Origin of the sequence: Rhodococcus cercidiphylli, assembly GCF_033042225.1 — a bacterium.
GTDB lineage: Bacteria > Actinomycetota > Actinomycetes > Mycobacteriales > Mycobacteriaceae > Rhodococcoides.
This window is the reverse complement of the sequence record NZ_JAWLKE010000001.1, coordinates 38,589-62,231: the sequence shown is the minus strand read 5'-3', so window position 1 is coordinate 62,231 and position 23,643 is coordinate 38,589. Positions and strand designations below refer to the sequence as shown.

The 23,643-nt window shown below is 64.3% G+C and carries 24 protein-coding genes; 15 read left to right on the top strand and 9 right to left on the bottom strand.

Annotated elements, in window-relative coordinates; genetic code table 11:
* Position 1: 1 nt before the first annotated feature.
* Positions 2-664 (top strand): Maf family protein, encoded by a 663-nt coding sequence (locus tag R3P95_RS00295; protein ID WP_094669205.1) that lies wholly within the window; start codon positions 2-4, stop codon positions 662-664.
* 48 nt (positions 665-712) lie between these two features.
* On the opposite strand, the gene R3P95_RS00290 is transcribed toward R3P95_RS00295, so the two are convergent.
* Positions 713-1,156, bottom strand: a complete 444-nt coding sequence (locus R3P95_RS00290; RefSeq protein WP_068051234.1) for a flavodoxin domain-containing protein — start codon at positions 1,154-1,156, stop codon at positions 713-715.
* A gap of 114 nt (positions 1,157-1,270) precedes the next feature.
* On the bottom strand, positions 1,271-2,650 hold the full coding sequence (locus tag R3P95_RS00285; protein ID WP_317547099.1) for a hypothetical protein: 1,380 nt from the start codon (positions 2,648-2,650) through the stop codon (positions 1,271-1,273).
* Positions 2,651-2,805: 155 nt separating this feature from the next.
* On the opposite strand from R3P95_RS00285, the gene R3P95_RS00280 reads away from it, so the two are divergent.
* Complete coding sequence (locus R3P95_RS00280; RefSeq protein WP_317547098.1) at positions 2,806-4,071, top strand: glycosyltransferase; 1,266 nt, start codon at positions 2,806-2,808, stop codon at positions 4,069-4,071.
* A 5-nt stretch (positions 4,072-4,076) separates the two neighbouring features.
* On the opposite strand, the gene R3P95_RS00275 is transcribed toward R3P95_RS00280, so the two are convergent.
* On the bottom strand, positions 4,077-5,381 hold the full coding sequence (locus R3P95_RS00275; RefSeq protein WP_317547097.1) for a hypothetical protein: 1,305 nt from the start codon (positions 5,379-5,381) through the stop codon (positions 4,077-4,079).
* A 592-nt stretch (positions 5,382-5,973) separates the two neighbouring features.
* Between R3P95_RS00275 and R3P95_RS00270 the strand changes: the two genes are divergently transcribed.
* The 9 genes from R3P95_RS00270 (at position 5,974) to R3P95_RS00230 (ending at position 16,363) form a co-directional block, all read left to right on the top strand.
* Positions 5,974-7,416, top strand: coding sequence for a condensation domain-containing protein (locus R3P95_RS00270; RefSeq protein WP_317547096.1), 1,443 nt, complete (start codon positions 5,974-5,976; stop codon positions 7,414-7,416).
* Between the two features lie 46 nt (positions 7,417-7,462).
* Positions 7,463-8,920, top strand: a complete 1,458-nt coding sequence (locus tag R3P95_RS00265; protein WP_317547095.1) for a condensation domain-containing protein — start codon at positions 7,463-7,465, stop codon at positions 8,918-8,920.
* Entirely contained in the window at positions 8,898-10,271 is a 1,374-nt protein-coding gene (locus tag R3P95_RS00260) for a condensation domain-containing protein (protein ID WP_317547094.1), read from the top strand. The genes R3P95_RS00265 and R3P95_RS00260 overlap by 23 nt, the downstream gene beginning before the upstream one ends.
* A 155-nt stretch (positions 10,272-10,426) precedes the next feature.
* Positions 10,427-11,323, top strand: a complete 897-nt coding sequence (locus R3P95_RS00255; RefSeq protein WP_094639333.1) for a sulfurtransferase — start codon at positions 10,427-10,429, stop codon at positions 11,321-11,323.
* Positions 11,320-11,733 carry a SufE family protein gene (locus R3P95_RS00250; protein WP_037188062.1) on the top strand — a complete coding sequence of 138 codons (414 nt, stop codon included), beginning with the start codon at positions 11,320-11,322 and terminating at the stop codon, positions 11,731-11,733. The genes R3P95_RS00255 and R3P95_RS00250 overlap by 4 nt, the downstream gene beginning before the upstream one ends.
* A gap of 125 nt (positions 11,734-11,858) precedes the next feature.
* Complete coding sequence (locus R3P95_RS00245; RefSeq protein ID WP_317547093.1) at positions 11,859-13,328, top strand: condensation domain-containing protein; 1,470 nt, start codon at positions 11,859-11,861, stop codon at positions 13,326-13,328.
* Positions 13,329-13,456: 128 nt separating this feature from the next.
* Positions 13,457-15,253 (top strand): acetyl/propionyl/methylcrotonyl-CoA carboxylase subunit alpha, encoded by a 1,797-nt coding sequence (locus R3P95_RS00240; protein ID WP_317547092.1) that lies wholly within the window; start codon positions 13,457-13,459, stop codon positions 15,251-15,253.
* 7 nt (positions 15,254-15,260) lie between these two features.
* Positions 15,261-15,680, top strand: a complete 420-nt coding sequence (locus R3P95_RS00235) for a DUF1707 SHOCT-like domain-containing protein (protein WP_068051410.1) — start codon at positions 15,261-15,263, stop codon at positions 15,678-15,680.
* A complete protein-coding gene (locus tag R3P95_RS00230; RefSeq protein WP_317547090.1) occupies positions 15,677-16,363 on the top strand; it encodes a haloacid dehalogenase type II in 687 nt (228 codons plus the stop codon). Before R3P95_RS00235 ends, R3P95_RS00230 begins: the two co-directional genes overlap by 4 nt.
* A gap of 6 nt (positions 16,364-16,369) precedes the next feature.
* On the opposite strand, the gene R3P95_RS00225 is transcribed toward R3P95_RS00230, so the two are convergent.
* The 5 genes from R3P95_RS00225 to R3P95_RS00205 all read right to left on the bottom strand — a co-directional run bounded on the left by R3P95_RS00225 (position 16,370) and on the right by R3P95_RS00205 (position 19,423).
* The gene (locus R3P95_RS00225) at positions 16,370-16,936 is read right to left on the bottom strand and encodes a P-loop NTPase family protein (protein WP_317547089.1); all 567 of its coding nucleotides are present in this window, start codon (positions 16,934-16,936) and stop codon (positions 16,370-16,372) included.
* A gap of 2 nt (positions 16,937-16,938) precedes the next feature.
* Positions 16,939-17,409 carry a DUF2306 domain-containing protein gene (locus R3P95_RS00220; protein ID WP_317547088.1) on the bottom strand — a complete coding sequence of 157 codons (471 nt, stop codon included), beginning with the start codon at positions 17,407-17,409 and terminating at the stop codon, positions 16,939-16,941.
* An 87-nt stretch (positions 17,410-17,496) separates the two neighbouring features.
* Entirely contained in the window at positions 17,497-18,324 is an 828-nt protein-coding gene (locus R3P95_RS00215) for an ATP-grasp domain-containing protein (RefSeq protein WP_317547087.1), read from the bottom strand.
* A 50-nt stretch (positions 18,325-18,374) separates the two neighbouring features.
* A complete protein-coding gene (locus R3P95_RS00210) occupies positions 18,375-18,992 on the bottom strand; it encodes a class I SAM-dependent DNA methyltransferase (protein WP_317547086.1) in 618 nt (205 codons plus the stop codon).
* Between the two features lie 29 nt (positions 18,993-19,021).
* Positions 19,022-19,423 carry a VOC family protein gene (locus R3P95_RS00205; RefSeq protein WP_149405421.1) on the bottom strand — a complete coding sequence of 134 codons (402 nt, stop codon included), beginning with the start codon at positions 19,421-19,423 and terminating at the stop codon, positions 19,022-19,024.
* Positions 19,424-19,591: 168 nt separating this feature from the next.
* Between R3P95_RS00205 and R3P95_RS00200 the strand changes: the two genes are divergently transcribed.
* Entirely contained in the window at positions 19,592-20,143 is a 552-nt protein-coding gene (locus R3P95_RS00200) for an alpha/beta fold hydrolase (protein ID WP_317547085.1), read from the top strand.
* 46 nt (positions 20,144-20,189) lie between these two features.
* On the opposite strand, the gene R3P95_RS00195 is transcribed toward R3P95_RS00200, so the two are convergent.
* Positions 20,190-20,726 carry a nucleotidyltransferase family protein gene (locus R3P95_RS00195; RefSeq protein WP_317547309.1) on the bottom strand — a complete coding sequence of 179 codons (537 nt, stop codon included), beginning with the start codon at positions 20,724-20,726 and terminating at the stop codon, positions 20,190-20,192.
* 175 nt (positions 20,727-20,901) lie between these two features.
* Between R3P95_RS00195 and uraD (R3P95_RS00190) the strand changes: the two genes are divergently transcribed.
* Genes uraD (R3P95_RS00190) through uraH form a run of 3 tightly spaced genes read left to right on the top strand, consistent with a single transcriptional unit; the run spans position 20,902 to position 23,643 of the window.
* Positions 20,902-22,806 carry a 2-oxo-4-hydroxy-4-carboxy-5-ureidoimidazoline decarboxylase gene (uraD, locus tag R3P95_RS00190; RefSeq protein WP_317547084.1) on the top strand — a complete coding sequence of 635 codons (1,905 nt, stop codon included), beginning with the start codon at positions 20,902-20,904 and terminating at the stop codon, positions 22,804-22,806.
* 10 nt (positions 22,807-22,816) lie between these two features.
* Positions 22,817-23,320, top strand: a complete 504-nt coding sequence (gene uraD / locus R3P95_RS00185) for a 2-oxo-4-hydroxy-4-carboxy-5-ureidoimidazoline decarboxylase (RefSeq protein ID WP_269593477.1) — start codon at positions 22,817-22,819, stop codon at positions 23,318-23,320.
* On the top strand, positions 23,317-23,643 hold the full coding sequence (gene uraH / locus R3P95_RS00180; RefSeq protein ID WP_032376865.1) for a hydroxyisourate hydrolase: 327 nt from the start codon (positions 23,317-23,319) through the stop codon (positions 23,641-23,643). Before uraD (R3P95_RS00185) ends, uraH begins: the two co-directional genes overlap by 4 nt.

Below are 23,643 nucleotides of genomic sequence, written 5' to 3'. Positions count from 1 at the left end.
GATGCGGTCCTCCGACGCTGCGCCGGGGCCTGTTCGTCTGGTCCTGGCGTCGGCGTCGCCTGCGCGTCTGTCGGTGCTGCGCGGTGCCGGGGTGGAGCCGATCGTCCGGGTGTCGGGTGTCGACGAGGATGCGTTGACAGCAGCGCTCGGGCCGTCGGTGTCTCCGGAAACGGTGGTCACGGAACTGGCCCGAGCCAAGGCCGCCGCGGTGGCCGAGACGTTCTCGGATTCGAGCGACGATCTGGTGATCGTCGGCTGCGATTCGATGTTGGCCATCGGCGGGGAGCTGCACGGTAAGCCACATTCGGTCGAGGTGGCGCGCACGAGATGGCAGTCGATGGCGGGCAACAGCGGCGACTTGCTGACCGGCCACGCTGTGCTCCGGGTGACCGACGGAGTGGTCGTGGCGCAGGCTGCAGCGCACAGTTCGACCGTCGTACATTTCTCGACGCCGTCCTCGGTGGACCTAGAGGCCTACCTCGACTCGGGTGAACCGTTGTCGGTGGCCGGGGCGTTCACGTTGGACGGGCTCGGGGGCTGGTTCGTCGACCGCATCGAGGGCGATCCGTCATCGGTGATCGGCATCGGCCTACCGCTGGTGCGAACACTGCTCACTCGTGTGGGTACGTCTCTGGCCGCACTGTGGGGCAGCGCCCCGTCCTGACCTTCCGGCTCCGCCGACCGCTGGGCCGGACGGAGCCGAGTTCTGCCGTCAGGGCAGAAGATCGATCAATTCGCGAGCCCACTCCTCGGCCATGGTCTTCGGCTTGATGTTCGACGAGCTGTCGTGCCGAGCATGAGTACCGACCTGCTTGCCGCCGAGCTCGGTGAGCTTCTCCGCGATGATCTCGCCGCCGCGGTTGAAGGTGTCCTCGTAGACCCGGTCGCCCAGACCGAACACCGCGAACTGCAGTCCCGCGAGGTCGGGCGCGTCCTCGACGAGCGCATCGAAGAAGGGTTCTGCACCGGTGGGGAGCTCTCCGTCTCCGTAGGTGGAGCAGATGACCACGTGGAAGTCGTCGGTGTCGATGTCGGACACCTCGTACTCGAGCATGTCGCGTACCTCGGCGTCATGATCGCTGAGCACGTCCGCAATCTTGTCGGCGACCTCCTCGGCCGTACCGGTCTCGGACCCGAACAACACGACCACTGCCATGGATCGCTCCCCTTTCTCACACCTGCTCGAACACTCGAACAGTCGGAAAGCATAGCCTCACCGGCGATCCGGTCGAAAATCCGTCCTTGCCCGCGGTTGTGACTTGTCTCGAGGTCACCAGAACTCGGGCGTCAGGCCCCATCGATCGAACTCCACCTCGACCAGCCCTCTCAGGTGCTCCTTGCTGGGAAAGCTGTCCGGATCGAGCCCGGTGACGCACAGGGTGGCGCGTTCGCCCGATTCGTTCCACCAGGCGCTGACGCCACCGCCGGTTCGGCGTAGCAGGGCCACGTCGGTGTTCTGCGTGATCGACCTCATCGCCACCGCGGTGGCGTCGAGACCACCGATGGTCCCCAGTGCGACGCCTCTGGCACCGAGATTCGAGCACAGGCACAGCGGGGCCGAGCCCGACGCGGCGAGTTTGGCCACGATCGCGTCGGGCAGCAACTGCATCAGCGGTTTGAGGAGCTCGAACGTCGTGGTGACCGTGCGATCGGCCTGGGTTCTGAAGGCGTTTTTGCTCGCCGCTCGAATTGCTCCGAGATCGTCGAGGTACGCCCCTCCCGGCTCGACGTGGATCGAGACACCGGACGTCGCGTTGGCACGCCGATCACCCGTGGTCCTGGTACTGACCGGGAGGGCGACGCGTACCCGGTCCTCGGTCGAGACTCGGCCGCTGCCGGTCAGTATCCCGAGCACCACCGCGACCAGGAGGCTGTTGGAACTGCCGCCTTTGTTCGCCGCGGCGGCAGACCACTCCGCAGACAGACAATCGACGACGACGGTGCTCGGCGTCCACGCGCCCTCGGCAGGGGCGACGATCGCACGCGGACGGTCGGCACCGGTGTTCTCCGGTGTTCCTGCGCTCGCGTCGGCGGACGCCGTGGACCGTGCCCGTACCGCGCCCACCGCGGTGCGGCCGAGCGCTCGTGCCGCACCCGAGAGCGCCGCACCGACACGGCCGAGACCATCGGAGAGATCTGCGCGAGAGATCGCCGTCGCGGACAGGGGACCGTCATCGAGGCCGACGCGCAGGAAATCGTCGGGGACGGCGTGTCCGGCCAGCGCGGCCGCGGCTGCGGAGGTGAGGGCCCCGCCGTCGCCGACGACGTGAGAGCCGACCAACGACACGACCGTGCCGCCTTCTTCCACCGACGTGGCCGACAATCGCCACGCCGGTCCCCCGATCGGATCCAACGCCACGGCGGCCTCGTCCTCGATCCACCTGTCGACCGCCGCACGGGCGATCGGTGGCCCGATCACCACCGGATCGGCGGGTCGACGCGCTGCGGTCCAGCTGTCACGGGCTCCGGGCACCCGGGCCCGTCGAACGGATCGATCGATCGGGCCTTCGGCGAGCATTCGCCACATCGATCGCAGCGCGTCCGGAGCGACGGCGCGGTCGAACCGCCAGACGATCTGGTTCACCACCGGTACCCCGAGAACGCATTCCATCCGGAGGAACAGGTCGTCGTCGTACGTCAGTCTTTCCACCCCGCGAGACTATCGCTGCGCGAGCGCGGACGCAGGTGGGCCGCAAATGTGTTTCCCGCCATATGTTTTCCGATCCGAACTGCGGCGGGCGGGACTGATAGGTTGAGGACGTTTTCCACGCCGACGCGACTGCGAGTGACCCTATGAAGTTCGTGATGCCATTCAACGGCAGTCGCGGTGACGTGACGCCCGGTCTTGCGCTCGGCGTCGAACTCGCGGATCGCGGACACGACGTGGTGTTCGGCGCACCACCGAACCTCATGGACTTCGCTCGCGCGAAAACGGCTGAGTCCGAACGAATCGGCGTGGTCTCGTTCGGGCCGGACACCCAGCGACTGCTGGAGTCGGAGTTGATCAGGGTGCGGATCAAGTCGCGTAACCCGCGGACCAAGATGGCGGCACTCGCGGAACTGGCCAATCACGGCTGGGATCAGATGACGGGCGAACTCGAACGGATGGCCCAGGGCTGCCACGCGATCGTCACCGGTTCGCTGGGGCAGGAGATGGCGTTCAACATGGCGGAGCACACAGGCAATGCTTTTGTGGCACTGCACTATTGCCCGCTCCGGCGCAACGACGTCGTGCCCGTGACCCCGGGCATCGCATTACCGGGATACGTCAACCGGTCGATGTGGGCGCTGGCGGAGTCGATGCGCTGGAGATCCATGAAGGCCCGCGAGAACGCTCAGAGGAAGTCCCTGGGTCTGGCACCGACGCGTCATTCGCTGCCTGTTCGGTCCGAACGCTACGGCGGAGTGGAGATTCAGGCGTACGAGTCGGCGCTGTTCCCCGGGCTCGCAGAACAGTGGGGCTCACACCGCCCGTTCGTCGGATTCCTGGGGCTGAACAGCGCTCGCGTCGACTCCGATCCCGCGTTGGAAGAATGGCTGCAGGCAGGCTCCGCGCCGGTGTACTTCGGCTTCGGCAGCATGCCCGTCCCCGATCCCGCGGCGCTGTTGCGCATGATCGAGAACGTGACCCGAAGGCTGGGCGTTCGCGCTCTCGTCTGTGCCGGCTGGAGCGACCTGATCGGTCCCGATCCTGCTGCTGTCCAATCGAATTCGAACATCATGATCGTCGAGTCGGTCGATCACGCGAGCATCCTGCCGCGATGCGTGGCTGCGGTCCACCACGGTGGCGCAGGCACGACGGCTGCGACGGCGCGGGCCGGCCTGCCGACACTCGTCTGCTGGTTCAGCGCCGATCAGCCGTTCTGGGGAGCCGCGCTGCGGCGGATCGGAGCCGGCACCAGCACGAAATTCGCGACCTTGACCGAATCCGTTCTCCAGCAGGGCATTACCGATATCACTACCGAACGCGCCAGGCAGGCGGCACGCCGACTCGCCGGCTCGGTCGCCCCGACTGCAACTGCGGTGGGCGCAGCTGCAGACATCGCCGAGGCGGCAGCGCGGAACCGCTGACGCACTCACCAGAATCGCGCAGTCAACTCCCAGCGACCCAGCGCCTCCGCCAGATGGTCACGCAGTGCCAGGTCATCGACGAATCGATCGGGATCCATGGCGTGGACGGTCACGGTGACGCTCGCGCCCGTCTCGCACAGCCAGGCCGTCAGCCCACCGTCCAACGATCGCGCGAATGCGGCGTCGGCACCCGCGAAGGTCGCCCTGCCCGATACGGCACGAGCTCCGATACCGGCCACTGTGGTGAAGACCTCGGGCAGAGCACCCAGGTTCGACGCCAGGCCTTCCGCACCGTCACGCGGTTGCGGAACACGCGCGACCACGGCGTCGGGCAGCATCTGCACGAGGGCCTGCGAGATGCCTGCGGGTGGTAGACCGGCAGCCTGCCTCGCGGCGAAAGCGGTGAACGCCGCCTTGCTGATTTTCCGAATCGTCGACAGATCGCGGTCGGCCGCGTCGGTGACGGGGACCTCGATCTTGACGATCTTGGTGGCATTGGAGCGAGTGTCGTCGACGGTGCGATCGCTGACCGGCAAAGACCACTGCACCGAGTCTCCGATCGAGGCTCGCCCGGCCTGCCCGGAGGCTGCCGTGAGAACGGCGATGAACAGTGAATTGGACGTGCCACCCCATCGCTGGGCAGCCGCTTTCCAAGTACCTGCGTCCACCTCTGCCACCGCATGAGGCGATACCCAGTCTGCATCCACGGCACCGGCCGTCGGCTGTGAGCGAGTCGGCTGCGAGCGCGGGACAACGACGTCCGGACCGGATCGGGTGGGAATCGGTAGCGCGGACGCAGCGGTGTTCACCAACCAGCCGGCTAGGGACCGCACTTGCCCCACGGCGTCTCGCAGGTCCGAGCCGATGGCCGCGATTCCGTCCTCGGTCGGAACCGACCGAGGGTGCACGGACGGGGAGTTCGCAGCCGCGAACGCGGCGATCAGAGCGCCGCCGTCGGCGACCATGTGCGAAGCGACCAACGAGAGCACCGTCCCTCCGTCTGTCAGAGGAGCTGCCGCCAGTCGCCAACCGAGACCGGTCTCGGGATCGATGTCGTCATCGATGCAACCGTCGGCCCAGGCCGACACTTCGGTCGATTCGATGAAGTGTGGGTGAAAATCCAGTGAATGGGAGACGTTCGAGGCCACCCATCGAGCGCGGGCAGTAGGCACCGTCGACGAGACCACTCGGCGCGCGAGCAGACCGCCGGACAGGTTGTCGCGTAGCTTTTCCAGATCCACTCGCTGGACGGTTTCGTCGAACCACCACAAGAACTGGTTGTAGACGGGATATCCGATGCCGTGATGCATTCGCAAGAATAGGTGATCGGCAAATCCAATTCGAGTCACGCGCCGAACCTACTACATCCACGAAGCAGGGGTAGTGGTGTCAATTCGCCACACCAATGCATTCACATTCGGCAATAGATGCACGAAAAAGACGTCCCGAATGTGTCCCGGACCATGTTCGATCCATTCAGTGGCGTGGGTCGTGTTTCGGGTCGCACGACAGTTTGCACCACACTTCGATTGTGAACTATCATCACGCTGACCAGCAAAGTCAGTGATTCGTTCATAAGATACGACAATCGGACGCTCCCTCGACTCCCGATCGGCGACCGGCGAGTCAAGACGCTCGACAGTGAGAAGTATTACTTTTTCGCGCTGCGAAATAATTTCGCTTTCGCCCTATCGTGTTCTCTGAACTCACTTCGGGTCGACGGCAACGACGTTGTTCTTTCAATGCGGAAAGCAGCAATCCAACAGCAATCGGATAAAGCGACCGGTCGGCTGCCCGATCATCGCCGACGGGTTTACACGATCGACTCGACCGTAATCGAACGTGCAATACCGAACCAACGCCGCGCACCGCTGACCGAGCCCGGAACGGAAGAGGACTCCCATGGAATACACCGAACTCGCCGACTACCCCCTCCCCGCCGGTCGCCTGACCGAGTGGGTCCCCCGCGTCGACGACGACCGTTGGGAACCGGACCCCCGCGGTCTGTCCTACACGCACCAGGACCATTGCGAGCGCAGCGCTCCGGGCTCGTGGATCGGCACGGTGTTCGAGATTCATCGCCGCTACGACGTCGATGCAGTGCGCGCAACCATCACCGCGTACATGGGTCGTCACGAGGCATTTCGGACCAAGGTCAGGCGCGACGAGGAATCCGGTTCCTGGCTGCGCTACACCGCACCCACAGATGCAGTGCAGGTGACCGACCGGGCCCACACCGAACCCCGGACAGAGACTCAGGTCTTCAGCCATCTGCACTCCTGGTTCGGCGACACCGTCTCCCCGACGGCATGGCCGCACTTCGTCCTCGCGACCATCGAACCGGACGACGCCTCCCGCGCTCTCTCGAACGGGCCGGGAGAGTCGTTTCTACTCGCGTTCGCCGCCGACCACTCGGTGATGGACGCCTACAGCCAGATCTACGCCATCAACGAGATCGACAGGCTCTACGCGCACGCCCTCGAAGGCATCGACCCACAATTGCCCGAGGTCGGCAGCTATGTGGACTTCAGCCAGTCCGAGAGGGCTCTCGGCGAGACGCTGACCGGTGACCACAGCGCCGTGCGCACCTGGCAGGACTTCCTGGCCGTGGAGGACGGACGCTTTCCCGCATTTCCCCTTCCGGTGTCGGTCGACCGGTCGCTCACCGGCCCGGCCGCACAGAGCAGCATCTCGTCCTGGCTGCTGACTTCCGAGCAGTCGGATGCCTTCAACGCTGCATGCCGTAACGCCGGGTACAACATGCAGGCCGGAATACTGGCCGCTCTGGCACTGACGAACGTCCGCCTGTCCGGCCGCACGACGTTGCGCACCGTGATGCCGATGCACACCAGAGACGAACAGAAGTGGGCCGCGGCGGTGGGATGGTACGTCGGGATTCTGCCCATGGAGATAGAGCTCGGCGACGCTCGCACCTTCGGGGAGGCAGTCGAGGCTGCAGCAACTGCAGGCGCGGCGAACAAAGGGTTGGCACGGATGCCGTACTCCAAGATCGCCCAGATCCTCGAGTCGACGGAAATTCCTCGATTCGTGGTGTCCTACATAGACCTTCGATTCCTCCCGGATGCCGAGCAGTGGCAGGACCGCAAGGGTCGGGCTCTGCGGAGCAACTGCCACGCCGAGGACGAGGTCTACTTCTGGGTCAACCGGACGCTCCAAGGGCTCAACATCTCCGCGCGATTCCCCAGCTCGGATGTCGCGTCGACCAACGTCCACCGCTTCATCACCGAGTTCGTCGCCGTGTTGACGGCAGTGATCGACTCCGACAGTGGTACCGATACGGTGCTCACGTCGGCCTCACGGTCGGTGACCGTCGCCGCAGAGTGAGTCGTCGAATCAGCCCGCGGCCCTTATCGAGGAGGATGAAGCGACCATGATCATCACCGCTATGGGCAGATGGAATCCTGCTCCCGGCCGACTGCTCGAATGGCACCCCACTGCGGCTGCCCGTGCGAGTGCCCAAGCGGCACCTGTCGATTCGACTCCGGTCTCGTTTCTCCAGGAGGACCACCTGAAGGCCGCGTGGGCGGCCCGCGAACGCGGCGATGTGCACACCGCGTACACCGGGGTGGCAACCGAGATCGACGGTGACGTGGACACGGATGCGATGAGCCGCGCACTGGCCGCCTACGTGCTGCGTCACGAGGGCCTTCGATGCTGGTTCGAGGTCGAGGGAAACAACGTCGTTCGGCATCTCGCCCCACCCGAGGTCGCGGCGTTCGAGGTGACCGACGCCGGAGAAACCACGGACGACGACCGATTCCAACGGTACGTACGAGGGCGTTTCTCGTCCGAGGCGACCGCGGACGCCTGGCCCGGATTCGTCGTCGGTGTCGTGTCCAGGCCCGGCAGCTTCACCCTGTACTACGGCGCAGATCACGCATTCACCGACGGCGGCTCGCAAGCGTTGGTCATCAGCGAGTTGGCCGATCTGTACGCACTCGAGACCGGCGCGGACGTACCTACCCCGGCAGAGGCAGGTAGCCATCTGGCCTACGCCGCCGACGAACGGGCTCGGGCCGCGACGTTCGGGGCCGATTCTCCCGAGATCGCGGCCTGGCGAGACATTTTCACCCGACACGACGGCCGGATGCCTCGGTTCCCGCTCGATCTCGGCCTCGCGCCCGGTGAGAAAGCTCCGGTCCGCATCGTCGAACGCGACCTGTTGAGCAAAGAACTGACCGCTGCATTCGACGCCGCGTGCAAGGCCGCTGGGGCGCGGATGAGCAGCGGCATATTCGCCGCCGTCGGGATCACCGACTTCGAGTTGGCCGGTAACACCGACTACTTCGGGATCACCGTGCTCAGCACCCGGCATCACGGTGACTACGGACAGTCCCAGGGATGGTTCGTCAACTTCGCGCCGGTCGCATTCGAGGTGGCGGGACACGACAGGTTCTCCGACGTCGCGGCTGGAGCCCACCGAGGCTTCGAGCAGGCCAAGCAGATCGCAGAGGCTCCGGTGCACGCCGTGCTGGGCGCGCTGGCCGCCGACGGCACTCTCGGTAGCGAGTTGGCAGTGAGTCCGAACATGCTCTCGTACATCGACTTTCGCTGGTTCCCCGGCGTCGGACGAGACGCGGACACGCGCGCCAAGCATTTCACCGGCGAGGGTTCGACGTCGAACGCATCGATGTGGATCAACCGAGACGGCGAGCACCTGTACCTGGTGGCACAGACCCCTGATACCGACGTTGCCGCCGCAGCGGTGAAGCGGTACCACGATCATCTGGCGCATGTGCTGGAAACCATTGCACGCGAAGGTGATTACAATCTGACGCTCGAAAATCTGGTTCAGGAGCCGGCCGGTGCGGGTCACCTCGATCACTGAGTACACCCCACGCGCGGGCACCGTCGTCGAGTTCACCGCCGTCGTCACCGGGAAACCGCAGCCGTCGACGGTTCCGCCGTCGTTCAACCAACGGTTTCACCTCGGCGATCTGGACGAAGCCGAGCGCGTCTGGATTGCCGGAGCCTTCGAGGTGCAGGGCAGGCTCGACACCCGCGCACTGGGGTGGGCCTTCGAGCGCCTGATCGACCGACACGACACCCTGCGCAGTTCGTTCGTTCGCGGGGCGGCGGGAATCGAGCGGATGGTTCACGAACCGGGTGCGGTCGAGATGAGGGAAACCACTCGAACCACCTTCTCGTCGGGGTCCATGCTCCGGAGTCACCTCCGAAGTTCACTCGAACTACACTGCGACGCACGACGATACCCGTCGTATACCTGTTTCGGAATCGATCGGCCGGACACCTCGACGGTGTTGTGCGCATTCGATCATTCCAACGTCGACGCCATGTCGATCGCAGTCGTGGTCGACGAGATCAACACCCTGTACGACGCCTACCGCCGCTTCCCGTCGAACCCGGAGACAGCCCTGCCTCCGGTCGGCGGGTTCGTCGAGTACTGCCGTGTCGAAGCAACCCAGCCACTCGTCGATCCCACGGACGAACGCATGGTGCGGTGGTCCAACTTTCTCACCGAGTGCGGTGGCACCACGCCGTGTTTCCCGCTCGACCTCGGCGTCGCCGAGGGTGAAACCGCGCCTCAGGCAACGACTGTCACGCCCTTGCTCGACGCGCAGCACACCCTCGACTACGAGCAGCTGTGCGCCCGTTCCGGAGCCGGGATGTTCGCCGGGGTCGTCGCTGCGATCGGGCAGGCCTGCGCCGGTATCGGCGGACCGAGCCGCGTGCCGTTCCTGTTCCCGTTGCACACCCGCCATCAGCAGCAATTCTCGCGTGCACTCGGCTGGTTCACCACGAACGCTCCCATGACCGTGGAGGTACAACACGACCTCACCGACACGATCACCGCGGCCCACACAGCGTTTCGTGCAGCGCTGCCGCTGAGCACCGTTCCGATCCCCCAGGTACTGAACAACCTCGGTGATGCGTTCACCCTGTCGCGTCGAGACGTGTTCATGGTGTCGTACATCGACTACACCAGAATCGGTGGACACGAACGCTTCGACCGAACCGATGCACACCACATCAGCAACGCCACGGTGTCCGACGACGCGCAGTTCTGGGTTTCCCGCACCACGGCGGGCCTGGCATTGCGGTCACGATTTCCCGACACTGCACAGGCACACTCGGTGATGACTGCGTTCACCGCCGAACTCGTCGCCCTCATGCGCGCCGGCGCGGCAAAACCCGAGAGCGCTGCCCTGACGCCCTGACAAACCGCTTCCGCAGGCTCCACTCCTGCCCTCATAGAAGTCGTTCCGCAGGCTCCACTCCTGCCCCGTGACAGAGGTTCCGCATAGGATCGACAGTGCAGACCGTCCACCCCCGGGCGGGCCGCCAGCCGAATATCTTCCGTAGGAGCCGATACGTGCCTGTACCAACCGATTCCAACGCAACGTTCGCCGACTATGCGCATCCGGATCGTCTCGTATCGACCGAATGGCTCTCCGCTCATCTCGGTACCCCCGGCCTTCGGGTCGTCGAATCCGACGAGGACGTGTTGCTCTACGACGTCGGCCACATTCCCGGCGCGGTCAAGATCGATTGGCATCTCGACCTCAACGATCCGGTCACCCGCGACTACATCGACGGCGAGCAGTTCTCGAAACTGATGAGCCGCAAAGGCATTTCCCGGGACGACACCATTGTCGTCTACGGCGACAAGAGCAACTGGTGGGCCGCGTATGCACTGTGGGTCTTCACGCTGTTCGGACATCAGGACGTGCGTCTGCTCGACGGTGGCCGCGACGCCTGGTTGTCGGAGAACCGCGACACCACCCTCGACGTGCCCGAGTTCCCCGCCACCGACTATCCGGTGATCGAACGCGACGATGCACCCATTCGTGCGTTCGCCTCCGATGTTCTCGGCTCGCTCGGAACGGTGCCGCTGATCGACGTTCGCTCCCCCGCCGAGTACACCGGCGAGCGCACCCACATGCCCGACTACCCGGAAGAAGGTGCACTGCGCGGAGGTCACATCCCCACCGCCGTGAGCATCCCCTGGGCGAAGGCAGCCGCACCGGACGGACGGTTCCGGTCTCGCACGGAACTGGACGAGATTTACTCCGGTACCTCCGCCACCGACGACGTGATCGCCTACTGCCGGATCGGTGAGCGTTCGAGCCACACCTGGTTCGTGTTGACCCATCTGCTCGGGTACCAGTCGGTGCGGAACTACGACGGCTCGTGGACCGAATGGGGCAACGCCGTTCGCGTCCCGATCGCCAAGGGCGAGGAGCCCGGATCGGCTCCGGCCACTCGATGAGCGCCTTGCCGGAATCCCTGGCCGAGATAGTCGAGGACTTCGCCGCGGTGGAGGGGCAGGACAAGCTGCAGCTGTTGCTGGAGTTCAGTCGCGAACTGCCTCCTCTGCCGGACCACCTTGCTCAGGATGCGATGGAGCCGGTGCCGGAGTGCCAGTCTCCGCTGTTCCTGTCGGTGGATGCAGGCGATCCGGCGCGGGTCCGGCTGTACTTCAGCGCCCCGCCGGAAGCTCCGACCACGCGGGGGTTCGCCTCGATCCTGGCGCAGGGACTCGACGGTCTCGGCGCACAGGAGATCCTCGACGTACCGGACGACTTCTACTCGGCTCTGGGGCTGAGCGACGCGGTGAGCCCGTTGCGACTGCGCGGTATGTCGGCGATGTTGGCGCGGATCAAGCGTCACCTGCGTTGACCGGCGACGGCGCAGGTGGCGTGCCGTCGTCTTGATCGATACAACGCGTCGTCGTTAGACTCCGCGGCAGGGCCCCTGAGCCCAGTCCCCCCCGATGCGTACGACGAAGGTTGGTTGCTGCCGATATGGAGTTCACGGAGTTGGCGGACTACGCGGTTCCCGCGGGCACGCTCACCGAGTGGATACCCAGCGTCGGCCCGCAGGCCCGCACTCCGGAGGCTGCTGGCTGGCATCCCGACGCCAGGCCGACGTCCTACGTCCACGAGGCTCACCTTCGTACGAGCCTGAGCAGTCCTCGCCGCGGTCGTGAATCATGGCTCGGCGCGGCCTTCGAAATCGCAGGCCCGCTGGACAAGCCCGCGTTTCGCCAGGCAGTGCTGAACTGGATCGACCGGCACGAGGCGATGCGTTCGAGCGCGTCGATCGACGAGGTGACGGGCGAGATGACGCGGGTGACCGCAGCGCAGGGTGCCATCGACATCTGGCAGGTCGAGCAGGAACGGTGCGCGCAATCGAGTGAGGTGTTCGAGCACCTGCAGTATCTGTTCGACGAGTTCACCTCGCCGTTGATCTGGCCCGCCTACGCCTTCGTGACGCTCGAACCGGTGGACGAGACGCGTCCGGTCACCGTGTTCTTCGCAGCGGATCATTCGATCATCGACGGTCTGTCCACGGTGCTGGTCGCGCACGAGATAGCTGCTCTGTACGGCGAGGAACTCGGTGGTGCGCCCGCTGCCCTGTTCGAGGCCGGCAGCTACCTCGACTTCGGTTCCTCCGAACGCGAGAGGAATGCAGAGTTGGAGCATTCGCACGACGCGGTGCGGATATGGCGGGATTTTCTCGTCGACGGCGAAGGCGAGCTAACGGCCTTTCCACTCGACATCGGAGATCCGAGCCCGGACGATCTGCCGCAGGGTGGTTTGTCTGCGTGGGTGCTCGACCCCGATCAGGCCGACTCGTTCTCGGTCGCCTGCCGCAAGACCGGACACAGTCTGTTCGCCGGGTTGCTCGCAGTTCTGGCCATCACCGGCTCCGAACTGGGCGGCGGCACTCGTTTCCGCACGGTGACGCCGGTGCACACTCGCGACGAGCCGCAATGGGCGTCGGCGCTGGGTTGGTTCGTCGGACTGTGCCCCATCTCTTTCGACATCGCCGGTGCGGACTCGTTCGGCTCGGTGGTCGCGGCGGCCTCGGCCGAGGTGAAGAAGACCAAACCGATCGCCCGAGTTCCTCTCGATCGCGTGTTCACCACTCTGGGCTACTCCGCACGCCCGCGTTTCGTCGTCTCGTTCATGGACGTGCGGTTCGCGCCTGCCGCCGAGCACTGGCCGGACTGGAACGCCCGAGCGCTGCGCAGCAAGCAGTACCAGCACGACGTGTACATCTGGATCAACCGCACGCCGCAGGGAATCAACATCGCGGCTCGCTATCCCAACACCGAGCAGGCGACCGCGCGGGTTCACGAATACGTCGGTGCCTTCCGAAAATTGTTGAGCGATGTGGCGGACACCGGTACCGCCCGATTCCCCCTCACGGGCGACGAGCGATCCGATATCGGACATACCGACACCGGTCAGATCGCTACCAATCAGTAGCTCACCGCGGCTCGCCGCCGGTCAGCTGCAGCTCTGCAGACCGATTGCAGCGATGACAGTGCCGATGCTTAGACTCCGACGTGACGTTCGTAACGAAGCACGCGAGAAACACATCCGTAGGAGGCTCAGTGCCCAGCCATGCCAGTGCTCAGATCACCAAGGTTCTTGTCGCCAATCGTGGTGAGATCGCGGTGCGGGTGATCCGGGCTGCGGCCGATGCCGGGTTGGCCAGTGTCGCTGTGTACGCCGAACCCGACGCCGACGCCCCGTTCGTCCGTCTGGCCGACGAAGCGTTCGCGCTCGGCGGTCAAACCTCCGCGGAGTCGTACCTGGTGATCGACAAGATCATCGACGCAGCCACCAAGTCCGGGGCCGACGCCATCCACCCCGGCTACGGATTCCTCTCCGAGAACGCCGACTTCGCCCAAGCCGTCATCGACGCCGGCCTGATCTGGATCGGACCGTCCCCACAGTCCATCCGCGACCTCGGCGACAAGGTCACCGCCCGCCACATCGCCGCCCGCGCCAAAGCACCCTCGGTCCCCGGCACGTCCGAACCGGTCAAGGACGCCGACGAGATCCTCGCCTTCGTCGACGAACACGGCCTACCGATCGCGATCAAAGCCGCGTTCGGTGGCGGCGGCCGCGGCATGAAAGTCGCCCGCACCCGCGAGGAAATCCCCGAACTGTTCGACTCCGCCACCCGCGAAGCCGTCGCCGCGTTCGGCCGCGGAGAATGCTTCGTCGAGCGGTACCTCGACAAGCCCCGCCACGTCGAAGCTCAGGTCATCGCCGACCAACACGGCAACGTCATCGTCGCCGGTACCCGCGACTGCTCGCTGCAACGCCGCTTCCAGAAACTCGTCGAGGAAGCACCCGCCCCGTTCCTCACCGACGCCCAACGCAAAGAAATCCACTCCTCCGCGAAAGCCATCTGCCTCGAAGCCGGCTACTACGGTGCCGGCACCGTCGAATACCTCGTCGGACAGGACGGCCTCGTGTCGTTCCTGGAAGTGAACACCCGTCTGCAGGTCGAACACCCGGTCACCGAGGAAACCTCGGGCATCGACCTGGTGCTGCAGCAGTTCAAGATCGCCAACGGTGAAGAACTGTCCATCACCGACGATCCCGAACCACGCGGGCATTCGTTCGAGTTCCGCATCAACGGCGAAGACGCCGGACGCGGCTTCCTGCCCGCCCCCGGCCCGGTCACCACCTTCCGTGCGCCGTCGGGACCCGGGGTGCGCGTCGATTCCGGTGTCGAATCGGGCTCGGTGATCGGCGGCCAGTTCGACTCGATGCTCGCCAAACTCATCGTCACCGGCGCCACCCGCGAGGAAGCCCTCGCCCGTTCACGTCGAGCACTCGCCGAATTCGATGTCCAAGGACTTGCCACGGTGATTCCGTTCCACGCCGCAGTGGTCTCCGATCCGGCGTTCATCGGCGACGGCGACTCCTTCGACGTCCACACCCGCTGGATCGAAACCGAATGGGACAACCAGGTTCCCCCGTTCACCGCCGGACAACCCATCGACGACGAGGACGTCCTGCCGCGGCAGTCCGTCGTCGTCGAGGTCGGTGGCCGCCGCGTCGAGGTCTCCCTGCCCGGGGAACTGGCCCTCGGCGGCGGCAACGGCGGCGGGCCCGCAGGAGCGGTACGCCGCAAACCCAAAGCCCGCACCCGCGGCGGTGCCGGAGCCGGTGCCGCATCCGGAGACTCGGTCACCGCACCCATGCAGGGCACCGTGGTCAAAGTCGCCGTCGACGAAGGCCAAACCGTCGACGCCGGTGACCTCATCGCCGTCCTCGAAGCAATGAAAATGGAAAACCCCGTCAACGCCCACAAAGCAGGCACCATCACCGGCCTGACCGTCACCGCAGGCGACGCCATCACCCAAGGCACCGTCCTCGCAGAGATCAAATGACGTAGCGATGTCCGAGCTTCCGGAGATCCGAATCGGTACGGCTGATCGGGAGAAGGCCCTCGAGGCACTGAGTCTGCACTTCAGTGAGGGTCGGCTGACTGTGCCCGAATTCGACGAGCGCAGTGCCGTCGTTGCTTCGGCGACGACGCGTGGGGAGATCGACAAGGTATTCGTCGATCTCCCCGCTGCGTCGACGTCGCACACACCCGCCCAGCTCGGGAAATCTCCGGCACCGACCGAGGGCGGTGCCGGAATCGATTGGCGCGCAGTGGTGATGCCCCTGGTCATCTTCGGTTCACTGGCATTGTTCTTCCTCACCGACTTCGATCAGAAGTGGCTGTTCTTCCTTCTCATCCCACTGGCGGGTGCGCTGCTGTCGGCGGGCGGTCACTCGAAGAGTCCGAAGAAAAAGAAGAGGGATCGTTGAAGGCGCTCCTGTTCGACGTGTTCGGCACGGTGGTCGATTGGCGAACCAGCGTGGCCCGCGAGGTCGAGTCGCTGTGTGGTCCCGACATCGACAGTCATGCGTTCGCCGACCGCTGGCGCAGTCTGTATCAGCCGGCGATGGAACAGGTTCGGTCGGGCAATCGACCGTTCACCCGGCTCGATGTACTTCATCTCGAGTCACTTCGAGTCGTGTTGTCGGAGTTCGATGTTCAGCTCGACGACAGTGATGTCGCATCCTTGAATCACGCGTGGCACCGATTGGATCCGTGGCCGGATTCGGTTTCTGGGCTGACCCGACTACGCACCGAGTTCATCATCGCGCCGCTCTCCAACGGCAACATCTCGTTGCTACTCGATATGGCCAAGAATGCCGGACTGCCGTGGGACGCAATCCTCGGAGCAGAACCGGTACAGACGTACAAGCCCATGCCCGATGCTTATCTCCGAACCGCGGACATTCTGGGTCTCGAGCCGAGCGAATGCATGATGGTGGCCGCACACAACAGTGATCTCGCTGCCGCCGCCGACTGCGGCTTCGCAACGGCATTCGTCGCTCGTCGCCTCGAACACGGGCCTAGTCAGACCACCGACCTCGCCGCGGAATCCGACTGGAATCACAGCATCGACTCGATCGATTCTCTCGCAACGCAATTGGGCTGCTGACAACAATTATCGGGTCAGAGGAATCAGCTGGTGCGCGATCCACGCGTCCACGTCCCGGTGCGAACGGAAGCGAACGATCGTCAGCTCCGGGCGACGTGTACTCAGTCGCTGCACTCGCTCGGTAGTCGACCGGTAGGTGTTCCATGCCCATCGAACGATGTGGTCGCGGTCGAAGAGGATGCGGTGCAGTGGGGGTTCGATGTTGCCGTTCCACAGCTCGCGCCTACCGAGCCTGCGGCGTAGCGTCCGAACCATCACCTGCCGCATGACTGTTCGGCGCGGTAGGTCCAGCCACAGAAACAAATCGGCTCGATCGGCGAGACGGTCTCGAACGATGTTGTACTGCCACTCGGTGACCCACGACGGGCGCGCGACGAACTCCTCCACCTCGGACTCGAACGTCGCACGCGGCGTCCAATTCGGGCCGTGGAACAAGCTGTCGATCTCGATGTGTTCGATTCCCAGAATCGATCCGAGACGGGCAGACAGCGTCGTTTTCCCGGAACCGGACGTCCCAGCGACGACGATCCTCGCGGGGCGACAAATTACCGCATCGTTCGGTCCGAAAATCACGGTCAAGACCGTAGCGAATCCTGGGAACCGACAGGTCGTCGACTACGTCGAATGATTGCCACGATCCCGACCATCAGGAGCAACTGCAGAAAAACGATGGCGTTGAGAGCGTCGTTCGGAAGAGGCAGATAGTCGAAGAACTGGGCCGTTCCGGTCACGATCAGTACCAGATAGGACAGTTGCATCGACAGCATGTGCCGTCGCACCCAACCCGCTCGAGAGCGCCCGAACACGGGCTGCGACCAGCCGAACAGCACCAGCGCGGCCGTCAGGATCGACACTGCATGAAACACGCTCCAGCCGTCCCGCAGGTCGGTGATGAAGAACGACGACGCGACCATCACCACCACGGCGACGCCGTACACCCGCCCCCAGCGCCGGTGACGCGGCGTCCCTTTGTGCGCGAGCAGAATCACGGCACCGAGCAGAACCGACAGCAGCGCGGCCGATATGTGCAGCACTGTGATCGGCATCCGCCACCACCTTTCGCGGCCTCGACGCTACCGAATCGCGAGCACCGATGCTGCGTCCAGCGTGCTGTACCCGACTGATATCGCCCTCTACGGTTGGGCACACAGCGCTACGATCGCCTCCGCCATGTGGTTCACGAACTCTCGACGCGTCGACTCGGTCAGCCGGTCGAGTGAGAGGTACGGGTTCAGGTCTTCGAGCTCGACCAACAGCAGCGTTCCGTCGACGGTGCGGCATGCGTCCACCCGAGTGATTCCGTGGTCGATGTCGTTCCAATCGACGAATCGTTGCGCGAACTCTCGGTCCTGAGCAGTAGTCGAGTACGGTTCCAAGTCCCAACGTCGGTCGGGGTCAGGAGCGTACAAGGCGTATTGAACTGTGCGGCCGATGAAGTAGAAGGACACTTCGTACACGAAATCGATTCGCGGCTGAATCAGGCTGCCCGGCTCTACTTCCGATAATCCGGCGCGCCCGGAATGACGCATGCCGATCGAGTCGGCACCCCATTTCGGTTTCACCACATAGGTATTCACCTCGGGTAAGCGCGAGACGTCCCGCGGGTCGTCGACGGTAGGTATGACCGGAAAACCATCTGCGAAAAGATCGACCAGGTACTGCTTGCCTCTCTGGTCGCCTTTGCCGGTCAGCTGGGTGAAGACCTTCGTGCCGTTCTCGCGCGCATGGCGAGCAAACATTTCGAAAGCATCCTGGTACCCCAGCACAGGCCCGGAGTTCCGGATGACGACCACATCGAAGCCGTCCATCAGCGCAAGCGCGTCGAGCGGGTGGCAGAGCGCAATGTCGAACCACTCGCGGAGCTGCGACGACAGAAAGATGTCTTCGTCGCAGTAGCGTCGGCCCTTCGACAGATACGCCAGGTCGGTGACGAAGAGAACGCGTGGACGGGGTGCATGCATCGGGCGACTCCTACCGATCGGAGAGGGGCATCAGCGGCAATCCGAGGCGGTCACGATGTTTGTTTGCGGGCCAACAGAAATGCCTGCGGTGTCGACTCGTATCCCATCGGAGCTCGATGCACGCGGACGTCCACCTCGAAGTTCGCCTCGACGAGCATGCCTGCGACCATGTCGGGGTCGAGTCGGTATGCGTCGTACGAGACCGAGTGTCCGTACGCCTGCTCGAGTCGCACCCGCTCGTTGCCTGCTTGAAATGCCAACAGCAGCAGACCTTCCGGCATCAGCACCCGATGCAATTCGGCAAAGATCTTCGACAATTGGTGCGGAGGCGTGTGGATGATCGAGTACCAGGCAACGATCCCCGCCAGAGAGCTGTCACCCGCGTCCAATGCCTCCATCGATCCGACATCGAATCGCAGGTGCGGGTGTTCGCGCTGCGCGACCTCGATCATGTTGGGCGACAGATCCATCCCCGCTACGTCGAGGCCGAGGCGGTGCAACTGGTCGGTAATGCGGCCGGTTCCGCATCCCACCTCGAGAACACCGCCGGTCGACACTCGGTCCGCGAATGTCGCCAACAGTGCATGCTCGAGATGCCGCCCTTCGAGTTCGTCGCGAACCAGGTCGGCGTAGCTCTCGGCAACGGTATCGTAGGCGGTCCTCGTCATCGAAACATGCTGTTGCTCGGCCACAGTGGCTACGGTACCGGCTCACCCGGTGTCGGCAGGTACGAGTGCGTCAGCATCTCGAAGAAGTGCCCGGTCGGGTCGCGGAAATACACTCCGCGGCCTCCGTGGTCGGTGTTGACGGTGCCGGGTTCGGTCATCCGAGGGTCGGCCCAGTGTTCGACGCCCTGGTCGACCAGCCTGGTATAGGCCGCGTCGAACAGATCGTCGCTGACCCGAAACGCGTAGTGCTGAAACTGAATATCGCCGAAGGGGGGTTCGGCGAATTGGATGAGAATTCCATCGGTGAGTTGCACATTGACGAACGGCCCCCATGACGGGGCCTCGGGTAAAGCGAACAGGGTGCAAAAGAACTCGGCCGATGCGGCACTGTTCTTCGCAACGATGATGGTGTGATCGAACGAAATGGACATGCGCTGCCTCCTGGGCAGTACGACGCCTCCATGCCTGACGCAGTCCGTCATCGACACGCGACGCTGAGGACGATGCTCGCACGGACCCCGAATCCGGGTCAACCGGTGAATTCACGGCCGCGATTCGGTCTTCTTCGATGACAGTATTGCCGAGGAAAGGACCCCACTATGGTCGGTCGACTTCTGTTCGTTCACGGTGCCGGCGGATTTTTCGCCGACGCACCGCTGGCCAACGGACTTGCACAGGCTTTGCACCTCGATCTGTGCATGCCCGAACTGTCAGACACCGCCATGAGTTTCGAGGACTGGGCCGAGCCGGTTCGCCGGCACCTGGACCGGCTCGGACCGGAGGATTCGGTGATTGCGCATTCCTTCGGCGCATCGATCCTCGTCGGGGTCCTGGCAGAGAATCGACGGGAACGGCCGCGGCGGGCAACTCTGTTGGCGATGCCGGACTGGACTCCTCGTGGATGGGACGTCGTCGACTACGCGTTCACCGGCCCGGAGCCCGAGACCGACCTGATGCTCGTCCACTGCCGGGACGACGACGTGGTTCCCATTTCTCACCTGGCGTCGAACTCGACGGCTCTCCCGTCGGCGAGAGTGATCGAGTTGTCGACCGGTGGTCATCAGTTCGACGGCATGATCGACGACATTGTCGCCGAAATGCGCGGATGTAAGCGTCCCCGCGGGGACGCTTACCGGCCCCGATCCTCGTAGTCGATGACGAGGCCGACTCGGCCGAACATGCAGACTGGGCGTCCGCTCACCGATAGTCGTGGTCGATTCCCGTTGCCCATTGCGAACATTCGACGGCGATCACGTCGTCTCTTCCCCGTAGGAAGTCGCGTGCACCGAAGTCCCCCGAGGCCGATGCCACGGCTGCGTCGACGTGTCGACGCGCCAGAACGACCGGATGGCCGGGACGGCCGTCGAACACGGCTCTTGCGAGACCGGTCTCCCGCGCTGCGGCAAGTACTGCCTGCACCACCTCGGGTCCGACGTCCGGCGTATCGACCACGTGCACAACCGCGTATTCCGCGTCCGACGCCGCCGACAGCCCGGTGATGAAGGATGCGCTCATGCCCTGGTGCCAGTCGGGCGCATGCACCGCGATCACACCGTCGGGCACGGGCGCATCCGCCGCTCCCAGCACCACGACCACGCGATCACAGCCGCCGTCGCGCAATGCCTGCACCGCCGTCCTCAGCCACAGCCCGTCGTGGGCGAGCACTTTGGGCGATCCGTATCGCGTTCCGGCACCGGCGGCCAGTACCACTCCGACGGCAAGGTCCGACACGATCGTTCCTTTCACTCTCGGGTGGAGTCTTGGATGTTCGCACAACGTCCACGTCGAGTACGTCCCGAAGTTTGTGCTCGCTCGACTAGCGAGGATAGGCGTGATGACTGATTCTTAGTGCACTTCTCCTGCAGCGTCGCAGGAATCCTGCCCTGTTGCTTCCGCGAGGTGCCCACCCATGTCCGTCAAGCCCACCACACGCAAACGTGTCCATCCTGTCGACGAAGTGCTCCCCGTTCCGAAACTTGCTGCTTACGGGTTCCAACATGTCGTCGCGTTCTATGCAGGCGCGGTCTTGGTGCCGATCATCATCGGCAGCGCGATCGGACTGACCAACGAACAGTTGATCCACCTGATCAATGCGGATCTGTTCACCTGCGGCATCGCATCGATCATTCAATCGGTCGGATTCTGGAAGATCGGTGTCCGCCTGCCGCTCCTGCAGGGCGTGACGTTCGCCGGTGTCTCTCCGGTGATCGCGATCGCGATGGCGAACGGCGGCGGCACCGAGGGGTTGCTGTACGTCTACGGCGCCGTCATCGTCGCCGGTCTCGTCACGTTCTTCATGGCTCCGTACTTCAGTAGGCTGCTGCGATTCTTCCCACCGGTGGTCACCGGTACCGTCATCACGATCATCGGTGTGGCGTTGCTGCCGGTGGCGGTCAACGATGCGGTGACCAATCCTGCTACCCACGAACAGGATCCGTCCAACGGACGGTGGATGGCCTACGCGATCGGCACCCTGCTGATCATCGTGCTGATCCAACGCTTCTTCAAGGGTTTCATGGCCACCATCGCCGTGCTTCTGGGCCTGGTGATCGGTAGCGCCGTGGCGTTCGCTCTGGGAGACATGAACTTCGACGGCACCTCCGAGGCGTCGTGGGTCGGGTTCACGCAGCCCTTCCTGTTCGGTGTACCCAAATTCAGTGTCGTCGCGATCATTTCGATGATCGTGGTCATGCTCATCATCGCCGTCGAAACCACCGGCAGTGTGTATGCGACGGGTGAGATCGTCGGCAAGCGCATCAAGAAGGACGACATCGCAGCGACTCTGCGCGCGGACGGCGTGGCCACCGTCATCGGCGGCACGTTCAACTCGTTCCCGTACACGGCCTTCTCGGAGAACGTCGGCCTGGTCCGCCTGACCGGCGTGCGCAGCCGTTGGGTGGTGGCCACGGCGGGCGGCATCATGATTCTGCTGGGTCTGCTCCCCAAGACCGCAGCCGTCGTGGCATCCATCCCGCCGCCGGTGCTCGGCGGAGCGGCGCTCGCCCTGTTCGCGACCGTCGCCGTGGTCGGAATCCAGACTCTGTCGAAGGTGGACTTCACCGATCACCGCAACCTGATCATCGTCGCGACGAGCCTCGGTCTCGCGATGCTCGTGACCATTCAACCGACGGTCTCCGAGGGTGTGCCCGATTGGCTGGAAATGTTGTTCGGCAGTGGCATCGTTCTCGGCGCGGTTTCGGCAATTGTGCTCAACGTCTTGTTCTTCCACATCGGCAATCGCGGGCAGGCTGTCGCGGGTGGTCCGGGTAAGGGCATCACCCTCGACACGGTCAACGAGATGTCCGCCGAGGACTTCGCTGCCACGTTCGGCGGCTTGGTGCAGGGCACTCCGTGGGTAGTCGAACGCGCGTACCAGCAGCGGCCTTTCGCCGATGCGCACGGGTTGCGCGAGGCGTTCCAGGAGGCATTGTTGGCCGGCAGCACCGAGGAACAGATCGAGCTGATCAACAGCTACCCCGATCTCGGTAGCGAGGACGCCACCGGCACCCTCAACGCAGCGGACCACGTCGGCTTGTCCAACCTGGAGGAGGACGAGCACGACAACATCGTCCAACTCGCCGCCGAATACCGCGAACACTTCGGCTTCCCGCTGGTGATCTGTGCACGGGAGACGGAGCGTTACGATCGAGTTCTGGCCAACGGGTGGTCACGCGTCGAGAACGCACCGTCGGCGGAGCGGTCGTTCGCGATGATCGAGATCGCCAAGATCGCTAACTACCGGTTCGACGACCTCGTGGCCGACGCCAACCCGATCGCGGCCGCGCGGTTCGGTCGCATCAACGACTTCAGATAGCGAGCGAGATGTGCTGCACGAATGGATAGGGCTCGACGGGTTCAATCGGCTCAGTGATCGGCAAGCGATGCATGCACTCTACGAGTGCTGCGCATCGTCGATCTGGGCCCGTCGAGTCGCCCAGGGTCGCCCCTTCGACAGTCGAGATCTGCTGTTGGACAGGGCGGATCGAGTACTTGCCGAACTACCCGAGGCCGAGATCGACCATGCACTCGACGGTCATCCACGCATCGGCGGCAAGGCCGACAACCCGTCCTCGAAACGTGAGCAGGCCGCTGTGACGACGGCGGGTACCGAGGTGCGCGAGAAGCTGGCGGCGGGAAACCGTGCGTACGAGGACAAGTTCGGCCATGTGTATCTGGTGTGCGCCACGGGCAGGTCCGCGGAGGACCTGCTCGCTATCCTCGAGGAGAGGCTCGACAACGATGCCGAAACCGAAAGACGGGTGCTCCGCGTGGAACTGGCCAAGATCAACCGAATTCGCCTCGGACGCATGCTGGGACCAGAGCAGTGACGGGGCTGTCGACCCACGTCCTCGACGCCACCTCGGGGACACCTGCGGTGGGGATGCGGGTGCGGTTGTTCCATCCCGAGAAGGGCGAAATCTCCACCGCCACCACCGATGGCGACGGCCGAATCGGCGAGGTGGTGCCAGGGCCGATCGATCCGGGCGTGTATCGCCTCTCGTTCGACACCGGCGATTATTTCGAGGCGACATCGACACCGAGCTTCTATCCCGAGGTGTCGATCTCCTTCACCGTCACCGATCCCGACGCCCACTATCACGTCCCATTACTGTTGTCCCCCTTTGCTTATTCGACCTATCGCGGGAGCTGA